8 protein-coding genes are annotated in these 12,130 nt (G+C 43.4%); all 8 read right to left on the bottom strand.

What is annotated here, in order from left to right; translation table 11 throughout:
* Window positions 1–10: 10 nt before the first annotated feature.
* Window positions 11–1,594 carry a S41 family peptidase gene (locus GD630_RS14705; RefSeq protein WP_143868830.1) on the bottom strand — a complete coding sequence of 528 codons (1,584 nt, stop codon included), beginning with the start codon at window positions 1,592–1,594 and terminating at the stop codon, window positions 11–13.
* 67 nt (window positions 1,595–1,661) lie between these two features.
* Window positions 1,662–2,117 (bottom strand): pantetheine-phosphate adenylyltransferase, encoded by a 456-nt coding sequence (coaD, locus tag GD630_RS14700; protein WP_007762342.1) that lies wholly within the window; start codon window positions 2,115–2,117, stop codon window positions 1,662–1,664.
* On the bottom strand, window positions 2,114–3,991 hold the full coding sequence (locus GD630_RS14695) for a DNA topoisomerase IV subunit B (protein ID WP_143868832.1): 1,878 nt from the start codon (window positions 3,989–3,991) through the stop codon (window positions 2,114–2,116). The genes coaD and GD630_RS14695 overlap by 4 nt, the downstream gene beginning before the upstream one ends.
* Window positions 3,992–3,996: 5 nt before the next feature.
* Window positions 3,997–5,133 (bottom strand): GNAT family N-acetyltransferase, encoded by a 1,137-nt coding sequence (locus GD630_RS14690; protein WP_007762337.1) that lies wholly within the window; start codon window positions 5,131–5,133, stop codon window positions 3,997–3,999.
* A gap of 177 nt (window positions 5,134–5,310) precedes the next feature.
* Entirely contained in the window at window positions 5,311–7,230 is a 1,920-nt protein-coding gene (locus tag GD630_RS14685; RefSeq protein ID WP_143868834.1) for a sialate O-acetylesterase, read from the bottom strand.
* An 18-nt stretch (window positions 7,231–7,248) separates the two neighbouring features.
* On the bottom strand, window positions 7,249–8,028 hold the full coding sequence (locus GD630_RS14680) for a DUF5040 domain-containing protein (RefSeq protein ID WP_143868836.1): 780 nt from the start codon (window positions 8,026–8,028) through the stop codon (window positions 7,249–7,251).
* 2 nt (window positions 8,029–8,030) lie between these two features.
* The gene (locus tag GD630_RS14675; RefSeq protein ID WP_143868838.1) at window positions 8,031–10,766 is read right to left on the bottom strand and encodes an alpha-L-rhamnosidase; all 2,736 of its coding nucleotides are present in this window, start codon (window positions 10,764–10,766) and stop codon (window positions 8,031–8,033) included.
* A complete protein-coding gene (locus GD630_RS14670; protein ID WP_143868840.1) occupies window positions 10,723–12,120 on the bottom strand; it encodes an MFS transporter in 1,398 nt (465 codons plus the stop codon). The genes GD630_RS14675 and GD630_RS14670 overlap by 44 nt, the downstream gene beginning before the upstream one ends.
* Window positions 12,121–12,130: the final 10 nt, after the last annotated feature.

The raw sequence follows: 12,130 nt of genomic DNA, 5'->3' as shown, positions 1-12,130 counted from the left end.
AAGTCCTTGTTTATTTCAACTTCTTCCCGTATTCGTCCGAATTCAGTATTTCCAAAGCCTTTTGTACACTTTCATTCGTTGTGTTCATTACCCGGAAATATTCGGTCATATCCCAAAGGTCGCGGGCAATCAGTGCTTTGAGCTGCGTTTTGATAAGTGGGAGTGCTTTCTGATATTGTTCTTCATTGAACTTCACACCCTCTTTCTCGCCCATCTCCCGCAAAGTAGCCAACATATTATCGTCAATGACAAACTTCTCGTTGAATGATTCGAACTTCTTATACTTGTTAGCTAATTCTTTTCGGTGTCCCTCAATAAACTGCATGGTAAATTTGATGATAACCCCTTTGCCTACCAGGTTCCGGTGATAATCCGTATACAATGTCGTATCGATTGGTACGAAATAATCGGGCATGATACCACCACCTCCATACACAGTACGTCCTAGTTTCTTAGTCTGTACCTTTAATGAATCCGGGAAGTGAATGCTGTCGGCATTCATCAGTTCACCATGATTGAAACGGTCGATGAGGTCTTTGTTGTAATCGACCGTACTGCCATACGGCTTTTGGATAGAACGTCCCGATGGAGTATAGTAACGGGCGATGGTCAGACGAATCATGGAACCATCCGGCAAATCGATAGGACGTTGCACCAAGCCTTTGCCGAAAGAACGGCGGCCTACAATAATTCCTCTGTCCCAATCCTGTACCGCACCGCTGACAATTTCGCTGGCGGAAGCTGTATACTCGTCTACCAATATGATGAGGCGGCCATTACGGAAGTCCCCGTTACCTTTGGCATAGAAATCACTACGCTTGGCAGTCCGGCCTTCGGTATATACGATGAGCTCCTTTTGTCCCAAGAATTCGTTGGCAAGGTCAATGGCTGCATTGAGATAACCACCTCCGTTTCCTTGCAGGTCAAGAATCATATCTTTCATTCCTTTCTTCTGGAGATCCTTCATTGCTTTCTTGAACTCTTCAGCAGTTGTTGCTCCGAAGCGGTTGATGCGGATATAACCCGTTTTAGGTTGAATCATATAAGAGGCGTCGAGGCTAAGGATAGGTATCTTATCTCTCTTTACTGTAAACAATAAAGGGTCTTGCACGCCACGACGAACGATTGTCAGATTGACTTTCGAACCTTTCGGGCCACGAAGACGCTTCATGATATCTTCCGTACTCATTTTCACCCCGGCAATAGCGCTGTCGTTCACGGCAATGATACGGTCACCGGCAAGGATACCGACTTTCTCGGAAGGTCCGTTGCTGACAGGCTGTACCACCAACAGGGTGTCTTCTATCATCTGGAATTGCACTCCGATACCCTCGAAGTTACCTTGGAGCGGTTCGTTCATCTTCTTCACTTCCTCTGCATCCGAGTAAGTAGAGTGCGGATCAAGTTGTGCCAGCATCTTGATGATGGCTTCTTCTACTAACTTGTCTTCATCTACTTTGTCCACATAGAAATTGGAGATTGCAAACTCTGCCATTTGCAACTTACGCATAGCAGCCGAACCGAAGTTCTGAGCTTGTACTGTAAGTATTGTCCCCAGACAAACCAAGAGGACGTATATTTTCATTCTATTCATAATCTTACTTTATATTATATAATTGCCGGATACGTCTGCGTCATTCTCAACTTTCCATTCTCAACTCTCAACTTATCACCATTCCTTCGGGAATAAACTGGCTGATATCTTTGTTGTAAGTTAATAATTCGCGTACAATCGTGGAACTGACACAAGTCTGTTCGGGTTCAGTGAAAAGTAAGATGGTTTCAATGCCTGCCAGCTTACGGTTGATGTCGGCAATTGTCTCTTCGTACTCGAAGTCTTTCACCGTACGAATGCCACGAACGATAAACTTAGCGCCTACTTCCTGTGCAAAATCAATAGTCAGACAGTCGTACGACATTACTTGTATACGAGGCTCGTCTTTGTAAAGTTCCCGGATCATCTGTTCCCTTTTTTCAATGGGAAAGTACGTATTTTTGTTCTCATTGATACCGATTCCTATCACGATTTCGTCCATAAAGGTAAGTGCACGTTTCACTACCGAATAATGTCCGATGGTGAAGGGGTCGAATGTACCCGGAAATATTGCTTTTCTCATGATGCCAAGTCTTCTTCTATAACCAGATTGTCTATAATAAAGTTTTGTCGTTCCATAGTATTCTTACCCATGTAGAATTCAAGCAGTTCTTTCACTGCGTCCGTCTTGCGCAAAGTTACCTGTTCCAAACGCATATCCTTACCGATAAAGTGCTTGAATTCGTCCGGCGAAATCTCTCCCAGACCTTTGAATCGGGTGATTTCCGGATTCGGGCTTAGCTCTTCGATGGCGTTGATACGTTCTTCGTCAGAATAACAATAAATGGTCTTCTTCTTGTTGCGTACGCGGAACAAAGGAGTTTGCAGGATATATACATGCCCTTTCTTGATGAGATCGGGGAAGAATTGCAGGAAGAAAGTAATCATCAGCAGGCGGATGTGCATACCGTCCACATCGGCATCGGTTGCTACGATTACCTTATTGTAACGCAGACCGTCCAAACCATCCTCTATATTAAGGGCAGCTTGGAGGAGGTTGAACTCCTCATTTTCGTAAACTACCTTCTTGGTCAGTCCGAACGAGTTCAACGGTTTACCGCGAAGGCTGAATACAGCTTGGGTAGTCACGTCACGGCTTTTGGTGATGGAGCCGCTTGCTGAGTCTCCCTCAGTGATAAAGATGCAAGATTCTTCTTCCAGTCCTTTTCCTTTCGGGTCGTTCAGATGAATGCGGCAATCGCGCAACTTGCGGTTGTGAAGATTGGCTTTCTTCGCACGTTCGCGGGCAAGTTTCGTCACGCCTGCGATGGCTTTACGTTCCTTTTCCGACTCCTGTATCTTTTGTTGTATCGTCTCGGCTATGTCCGCATTCTTGTGCAGGAAGTTATCGACTTCCAGCTTGATGAAATCACCTACATACTTGTTGACCGTGATACCACCGGGAGCCATATTGGTAGAACCTAGTTTGGTCTTGGTCTGACTCTCGAAGATCGGTTCTTCCACATTAACGGCAATGGCGGCAACCAATCCGTTGCGGATATCGGTATAGTCCATGTTCTTGTTGAAGAACTCTTTAATGGTACGGGCGATATGCTCCTTGAAAGCACTCTGATGCGTACCTCCTTGAGTAGTATGCTGACCGTTGACGAAAGAGTAGTATTCTTCTCCGTATTGTCCGGTATGAGTGAAGGCGATTTCGATATCTTCCCCTTTCAGATGGATGATCGGGTAAAGTCCGGTTGCCGTCATGTTGTCGTTCAAAAGGTCTACCAGACCGTTGCGCGACAGAATGCGGTGCCCGTTATAAATGATGGCAAGTCCCGTATTGAGATACGTGTAGTTGCGCAGCATTGTCTCGATAAATTCGGATTTGAAGCTGTAATTCAGGAATAATGTATTGTCCGGTTCGAAGAAGATATAAGTTCCGTTGTCCTCTTCGGTGCTCTGTGTCTCGTCCGTCAGCAATTCTCCTTTGGAGAAAGTGGCGATACGTACCTTGCCGTCGCGGTAGCTGCGTACCTCGAAACGGGAACTGAGGGCGTTGACAGCTTTTACACCGACTCCATTCAGTCCGACACTCTTTTTGAAAGCCTTGCTGTCGTATTTACCGCCTGTATTCAGCATACTGACAGCTTCAATCAGTTTTCCTTGCGGAATGCCTCGTCCGTAGTCGCGAACGCTGACACGAAGATTCTCCTCGACAATGATTTCGATTTTCTTACCGGCCTGCATTTTGAACTCGTCAATACTGTTGTCAATTACTTCTTTCAGGAGGACATAGATTCCGTCTTCGGCATGCGCGCCGTCGCCCAGTCTACCGATATACATACCGGGACGTGTGCGGACATGTTCCATGTCGCTCAGGTGGCGGATGTTGTCGTCAGTGTACTCTACTGCATTGTTGTTGTCTACAGGTATCAATTCGTTCTCTTCCATAGCTTTTATTTTATCTCTTTAATGAACGCACGGCGGCGCTTATGTTGTTGAGTCTCAAAGTAATCCCATTGTGCCTGGACTTTTCCGTTCAGTTCCAGTTCGGGGTTGCTTTCTGCAAAGATAAAACCTAATTTTTGATAAACCGGAATTAAATCGGAAAATAACAAAGCGTTAACACCTTTATTCTGATATTCGGGTTTCACGGCAACGAGTAGTAAATCAAGCATTTTGGCACGGCGTTTCATGAATAATGCTTTCAGCAGATAGAACCATCCTAAAGGCAACAACCGCCCGTGCGACTTTTGCAGGGCTTCGGCAAGGGATGGCATGGAGATTCCTACGCAGACCAGTTCGTCGTTGGCGTCGGTGATGAGGGTTACCATGCGTAAATCGAGAATAGGCAGGTACATTCTTACATACTGATCGATTTGCTTTTGGGTCAGAGGTGAATATCCGTAGAGGGGACTATAAGCTTCGTTCATCAGTTCGAATATCTTCTGTCCGTAGTCTTTGGCTATTTTCTTTCCGGAGGTATATTTCTTTATCTTGAGGTTATATTTGCGTTGAATCAGTTCGGAGATGCGCTTATGTTTGTCGGGGATGGCCTCCGGTATGTAGATTTTGTATTCTACCCAGTCGGCATCTTTCTCGAAACCGAGTTTCTCCATGTGTACCGGATAGTAGGGATGGTTGTAGATGGTGGCCATCGTGCTGAGTTGGTCGAAACCTTCCACCAGCATACCTTCCGCGTCGAAGTCGGTAAATCCGAGAGGTCCGACAATGTGAGTCATGCCCCGTTCCTTCCCCCAATCTTCTACGGTTCTTATCAGTGCGGAGGATACTTCTGGGTCGTCGATGAAATCGATCCATCCGAAACGGACGTTCTTGGAATCCCATTTTTCGTTAGCGCGGTTGTTGATGATAGCGGCTACACGCCCTACTATCTTATCGTCTTGGTAGGCGAGGAAGTAATCGGCTTCACAGAACTCGAACGCTGCGTTTTTCTTCTTGTTGAATGTGTTAAGCATATCGTCATACAGGTCGGGCACGGAATAGGGGTTATCCTTATACATCCTGTAATTGAAACGAATAAATTTCTTAAGTTCTCTCTTCGTAGAGACTTTCTTGATTGTAATAGCCATATCTCGTATTTATGATTCAGGAAGCAAAGATACGTGATAATCTTTAAATTACAACGCGCCTGAAAGAGAAAATATAGTGTCGGGAGGATTAAGCAGTGGGTTATAAATAGGAAAAATACCGGAAATGATGACCATACATTCATTACCGGTATTTTCTGTCTGCTTTTTGTATATCGTTTATTGGCTGATGTGTCCTTCGAACGGGGAAGCCGGTAGATTTGCAGAATTGTATAAATTTGCATCATCGGGGTTATCTCCCCAAGCATAGCGTACGGAAACCGGTTGTTGTATTTCTGTATTCCATACTATTACTTTGTTGTTTTCTATTTTAGCCTGTGCCCATTGGTATTTTCCATCTGTACCGGCAATAGCGAATCCTGATAAATAGCCATACTTATTATGAGCCACTAGCTTCTCTTCACAAGTGTCGAAAGTGATCTCCAATGTATTTCCGATTCTTTTTACCGACTGGAATACCGGACCGGTGCAAACAATAGAGTTATATCCGTAATCATTGTGAAGAGCGTGCAAGGCAAGCCGTTTACCTACATCCTGTTTGTTACGGGGATGGATGTCATTTTCTTCACCGATGTCTATAATGACAGCCTGTCCTGTATGTGGTAAGGCCAGTGTCTTTGACTGTGCATCCCTCAGGTTTGCCCAATGACTCTCGGAAGGCTGTTTGGCCGGAGACATGAAGTTTGCCAATTGAACCCAATAAAATGGGAATTCGCTATTCCATCTGCTTCTCCAGTCTTTAATTAAAGCCGGAAATAGATCAATGTATTCGTTGGCGCGGGCAGCATTGTTTTCTCCCTGATACCAGATAACGCCTTTCATCCCCAAACCTACCAACGGGTGAATCATTGCGTTGAACAGTAAAGAAGGAAAAGCATTAGGACCGTATTCTACATAATCATATTGCGCACTCGATACTGCTACTTTATACTTCCAATTATCACACAAAGGGAAAATCCGGTTGTTGACTTTCAGATATACTTCATCTTTAGGACCATATAGTCCGCCTCCTCCACGATAGTCGGATATTTTAATAGTGATGGTATTCTGTTCCTTTAATACTTTTGCCGGGATCTTGTATAGACGTTTCAGGTCATATCCTACCGTTCGTCCTACTTCGTGTCCGTTAACCCAGGTAATGTCATCGTCATCGATGGTACCGAGACTCAATTCTGCATCCTGTCCTAAACAGTTGGCCGGTATGGAAAACTGATAAGTAAACCATACAACTCCATCTATACCGGATAACTCTTCATTTGACCATAATGACGGAACAATATGTTCCTTCCAGTTTTCTGTAGAGGTGTTTCCCGAATACCATTTCTCTTTTTCTCCCGGCTCGTTTATGATGGCTTGTTCGAATTCCTTTTTGACTTTGTCGCTGTGTTTGATGTATTCTTCGAATTCAGAAGAGCGCATACGGGACAATGGCTTCTCGTATTTTGGGAAATGGTCCATAACTTCCATGCTAATCCAAGTTTCAATATCTGTGCCACCCCATGAGGAGTTGATGAATCCGATAGGAATATTGAGCTTTTGGTATAGTTCACGCGCAAAGAAATAGCCGACGGCTGAAAAATCAGAAGCGGAGGCGGGTGAACATACTTCCCATTTACCTTTTAAGTCGGTTTTAGGAGTGTGTCCCATTTCTTGAATTACGTTGAATGAACGGATTTGAGGGTAATTGGCAGCTGCAATTTCTTCGGTGGCGTGATTAGCGCTACGAAGGCGAAACTCCATATTTGACTGTCCGCTACAGATCCATACTTCACCGATTAGGATATCAGCAAATGATAAAGTCTGTTTGGGACTTCTCACGTTTAGAGTATACGGTCCACCGGCTTGCATAGGGGGGAAGCTGACTGACCATTTCCCATTTTTATCGGTTCGGGTACTCTTTTGGGCATTTCCTAATGTTACGCTAATTCGCTCGCCGACATTGGCAGTTCCCCATATATTGATCGGCTTCTCACGTTGCAGCACCATGTGGTCTGAAAAGAAAGAAGGTACGGAAAGCTGTGCCATCATTTGTGATAGGGCAAGTAGCAAGCAGACTGTTAATGATAGAAGTTTTTTCATCCTGTGAGTATCTGATGATTATTTATTAATGTATTCTTTGGGGAGCAGAATCTTACGAAGCGTATCGGCAAAGATTGCAGCCATGCGTTGTTGGATAAATGAATGTTCTCCGTGAGGTGGATGCCATCCGAATACTTCTCCATGAGTCTCTTGTGAATCACCTGTGTAGATTAGGCTATATTGTTTGCCTGTAACCGGGTGTTTCCGGTTTTTGGAAAATCCGATGTATCTGTCGAACTCCACTACCGGAAATCCCCATTTCTCTGCCAGTTTCCGGACCGAAGTGTTGAATATCGGACGGCTGTCATGCCAATGAGTACATAAGACAATGGAGGCCGGTTTTCCGTAAGGAGTATTGTAGTATTTGGATTTGGGATTGTATTTCTGGTTATAGCAGTCTGATATGTAACGCTTGATGACATAATCGTAGCAAACGGCATAGTCGGAAGCGTCAAAAGGAGTTTTATAATCTTTGTAGTTCTCTTTTAAGTTTGCTTCGTTATATACGTCTTTTTCATGTACTTGCATTAGGACGAAGACATCAATGTCGTCAAACTCTTCCGGAGTATAGAGGGTGCCGTCCAGCATTTTATTGGCTGTGTGGGCTATAGATTCTGCACTTATGGCACGATTGATAGGAATGGCGTGAAGGGCACGACATCCCATTTCAAACCACTTATTGTTAGGTTCGGCAAAAGATGCTCCGGATAATAAAATGGTATAAGTATCTTTATTTTGAGCTACTCCTGCTAAAGCAAGCAGGCAAATGAATGTAAATAAGATGATTCTTTTGTACATAATTATTGCTGATTGATTAATAGTTGTGTGAAATCAAGTTCAAGTGAATGTTTTCCGGCTTGTAAAGTTATCGATTTTTGGGATTCCTGCATTGTAAAAGGAACAAATGTTGCAGAAGTTCCTGCCGGGATATCGATTGTATAACGGATGCAGTCATTAGTTTGACGAATCCAGTTGATATTTAACCACCCATAAGGAGTATTATAGCGTATGGTAAGTTCATTCATATCTGCCGGAAAGAAAGGTTTTAGCAGGATATATCTGAATCCGGGATGCTTTTCATCGATTTGAATCCCTCCCAGTCCTTTGTATAGCCATGCTCCTATTTCTCCGAACATAATATGGTTATATGAGTTGTCGATAACGACATCTGTCCGCCAATTCTCATGTAGGGTGGTAGCTCCTTGTTTAATCCAATATCCCCACGAAGGATAAGTGTCTTGTGAGGCGACTTTATAGGCAGTTTCCGGATATCCGTTATCTGACAGGGCGGAAAGTAGAGCTTTGCTTCCTAATAAGCCGACATCCAGATGATAATCGTCTTTTTCTACCAATTCATGTAATTTGGCGGCAACTTTCTTTTTATCTTCTTCCGGAACGATTCCCCAATATAATGGCATGGCCAGTTCGGTTTGTGTTCCTTCTGCGTATATTCCAGTTTCCGGATTGAGAAAACGAGTGTTGATGGCATTCTTTATGTTCTGGGCTAATGTGTTATAATAGGATGCATCTTCTGGATATCCGAAAAGTAGTGCTGCTTTTGCCAAAATATGGACATCCGTATAGTAATAGATGGAAGAGGTCAGGGTGATATTGCTTTTTGAGCGTACAGGCACCCAATCTCCCAATCCCCAATCTGTAAGATATTCTGGTGATATGGATTCTATATACGAAACATATTTCTTGATTGGTTCATACATACGGCGGAGTAGTGTGGTGTCTCCGTAGAAGCGATAAATCTCCCAAGGGATAATGGCGACGGCACTTGTCCAGTCAACCCCGTTGGCCCAGTCATATCCCCATACAGAAGTTGGAATGATACACGGGAGCACTCCGTTGTCTTTTTGCTCATCGCAGAAATCGTTCATCCATTTTTCATATACGGAAATGCCGTCAAAATTGTATAATCCTGTTTCAATGGTGATATGCGCATCTCCTGTCCAACCATTCTTTTCCCGTTGAGGGCAGTCGGTCGGATAACCGAACAGGTTGGCTAAGTAGGAACTGTTGGTAGCTTCCCATATTTTATTTAGCAGGTCGGATGATGAAGACCAGTAGCCGGTTGCCGGAACATCACTGTGCATTTCGACAGCAATGAGATTCTCACCGGATAGTTCGATGGGAGCGGATGACGAAATTTCTACAAACTGAAAACCTTTGTAGTTGAACTTGGGCATGAAGCTGTCTTCTTTTCCGCTAAGGATGACGATGTCTGTCTGAAAAGGATCGCTGTCGTCTGTCGGCCGGTAGTGATAATCTATATTTGCCATGTTTACCCTGCCGTTTTTGTCTAAAAGTTCTCCATGTTTCAGGCGCAATATTGTTCCTTTTTTCCCTTTCACATTTAGTTTGGTGACACCTGCAATGTTTTTGGGGAAATGGTAGACGTAGCAGCTGTCATTTATTTTTTTACATTGAGTTGCTGTATAGCGGGCTGTTTCACGAATCGGATGCATAACTTGTGATTTGATTGTTTCCGTAGGTGATTCGGTTTCTTGTGCATGATGCCATTCGGTAGCGTTGAATCCGGGTGAGTCCCAACCTGTTAATTCTTTTTGTGCATCATAATGTTCGGCTGTATAGATACTGTTGAAAATAATTGGGCTGTCAGTTGTTTGCCAGGTTGAGTCAGTACCCAGATATTCTGTCGTGCCGTCTGTGTAACGCAGACGCAGTTGTGCAGTGAATCTAGGACAGTTTCTCCATGAAGCCTTGTCGAAAAACCATACTGCTATGGATTGATGATTATACCATCCGTTCCCTAGCTGTACTCCCATAACATTCTCACCCATAGACAGTGATGATGTAACATCATGAGTGACTGATAATATACGTTTGTCGAAATGTGTATACATAGGGTCTAGGAAATGATTTCCTGTCCTTTTTCCGTTGATAGAAAGTTCATGCAGGCCTGCCGATGCAATAGTAAGTAAGGCCTGTTCGACTGTTTTGTTTAATTGGAAACTCTTTCTATAATAGGGTGCCGGGCGGTATGTGATGTCATGTCCGTCAGTAATCCATTTCCCTTTCCAGTCATTGGTTGATAAACATCCTGTTGTGAAGGAGGATATGGGGGAAAATGTAGTTTTCTGTTTGGAGGAGGTTTGATAGCCTATTTTCCAATAATAAGTCGTATATGAATCTAATGGTTGTCCATCATAGGAGGCTCTTATAGGAGCTCCTATGATGGATTTGTTCCAATAAACGGACTGACAGTCTGATAATTGGGCACTGTCTGTTGATAGCCATATTTCAACTTTGTTAATACTATCTTCCTCTAGCAGCGGAAGTTTCCAGGAAAGTCTGGGAGTTTGAGTATCCACTCCTATAGGAACGGGTATATTCTCACATTTTAATTCAAATGGCGTTTTTAGCTCTTGAGGCGTACATGAGAATAGGGCTGTACCAAGTAGTAAATACAAATAGGACCGAATTGGAATATGAGCCATATTGATTCGTTGATTAGTGATGAATTTATTTTTTTCTTCTTCTTTCTTCGAGTTCCGTTGATATCTCATATAATCTTTTTTCATTTAGCGGATAACGTGAAATGAAGATTGCAGATAACATGGTAGCAATGGCCGGGAAAATACTCATCATCATACAAATACCGGTTTGGGCAAAATCAGATTGAATCACGTTTGCTTTGAAACCGAAATAAGCCAGTAACCATCCGGTCAAAGCACCTCCGATAGTCCATCCGAACTTTTGAGACATGGATGAAGAAGAAAATATCAGGCCGGTTGCCCGTCTTCCGGTTTTCCATTCGGAGTAGTCCGATATATCTGCATACATAGACCATAACAAGGGGGAGATAATACCGGCACAGATACTTATTAAAATCTGTAAGCATAAAATTCCCCAAATAAAATCTTTGGGAAGAAAGTAGAATAACACACTTAAAATGGTGGCGCAAACCATAGCCATGAAGTACGTTTTCTTTTTACCGATTCTCTTGGTGAGGGATGGTACGAACATGATTCCGAGAATATTGGCTGCTTGTCCTAATACCAGGTAAATAGTAATGAGTGTGATGGCACTGTTCATGAATGAGAAGGAGAATGTGTCGGAACCATCTACATAATATTTAAAATAGAATACAGCGGAACCGTCACGGAGAGAATTGAAAACTAATGCCATGATTCCTGCGCATAAAAGTATCCACCAAGGTTTGTTTTTTCCTAAATCTTTCAGGTCTTCTTTGAGTGATCCTTTTTCTTCCTTTATAGGCTGCACTCTTTCTTTGGTCCATAGAAACGTTAACAGGAACATGCCGCTGGCCATAATGGCGAATACGACTGCGGCCATCTGCCAGCCGAAAGCAATGTCGGGTAGGCTCTCTGTTATTTTCATCTTACTGAATATATCGACCAGCGGCTCAATGAGGAATAATACCAGAATACTTCCCCCAAACGCAAATGTCATACGGTAGGAGGAAAACTCTGTGCGTACTTGAGGATTGGCAGACATTACTCCTAATAGAGATGCGTATGGCACATTGATTAAGGAATATACCATCATCATAAGAGTGTATGTGGCGTAGGCAAATATTATTTTGGTGGTCATGTTATCTCCGAAAGAAGAGAAGGTTAGTATGCCACAGATACCGAATGGTATTGCCACCCATAATAGGTAAGGACGGAATTTTCCCCATCGGGAACTGGTCCGGTCACCTAATATTCCGACAAACGGGTCAAGGAAAGTATCCCAGATACGTGTGATGAGAAACATTGTTCCTACAACGGCCGAGGAGATACCTACCACGTCTGTATAGAAGAATAATAGATACATGGTGAATAACTTCCAGAACATGGAAGAAGCTGCATCTCCTAATCCATACCCGATTTTTTCTTTTAGTTTTATGTTTTCCATGGTGGTGCGT

Source organism: Bacteroides zhangwenhongii, assembly GCF_009193325.2.
GTDB classification, from domain to species: domain Bacteria; phylum Bacteroidota; class Bacteroidia; order Bacteroidales; family Bacteroidaceae; genus Bacteroides; species Bacteroides zhangwenhongii.
The sequence above is the reverse complement of the archived record's forward strand: the minus strand, read 5'-3'. Positions and strand labels throughout refer to the sequence as shown.

What these genes read in the sequence shown, in the direction of transcription:
- coaD (WP_007762342.1), bottom strand. Translation starts at nt 2,117, where the DNA reads ATGAGAAAAGCAATATTTCCGGGTACATTCGACCCCTTCACCATCGGA.
- GD630_RS14680 (WP_143868836.1), bottom strand. Translation starts at nt 8,028, where the DNA reads ATGTACAAAAGAATCATCTTATTTACATTCATTTGCCTGCTTGCTTTA.
- GD630_RS14670 (WP_143868840.1), bottom strand. Translation starts at nt 12,120, where the DNA reads ATGGAAAACATAAAACTAAAAGAAAAAATCGGGTATGGATTAGGAGAT.
- GD630_RS14675 (WP_143868838.1), bottom strand. Translation starts at nt 10,766, where the DNA reads ATGAGATATCAACGGAACTCGAAGAAAGAAGAAGAAAAAAATAAATTC.
- GD630_RS14695 (WP_143868832.1), bottom strand. Translation starts at nt 3,991, where the DNA reads ATGGAAGAGAACGAATTGATACCTGTAGACAACAACAATGCAGTAGAG.
- GD630_RS14690 (WP_007762337.1), bottom strand. Translation starts at nt 5,133, where the DNA reads ATGGCTATTACAATCAAGAAAGTCTCTACGAAGAGAGAACTTAAGAAA.
- GD630_RS14685 (WP_143868834.1), bottom strand. Translation starts at nt 7,230, where the DNA reads ATGAAAAAACTTCTATCATTAACAGTCTGCTTGCTACTTGCCCTATCA.
- GD630_RS14705 (WP_143868830.1), bottom strand. Translation starts at nt 1,594, where the DNA reads ATGAATAGAATGAAAATATACGTCCTCTTGGTTTGTCTGGGGACAATA.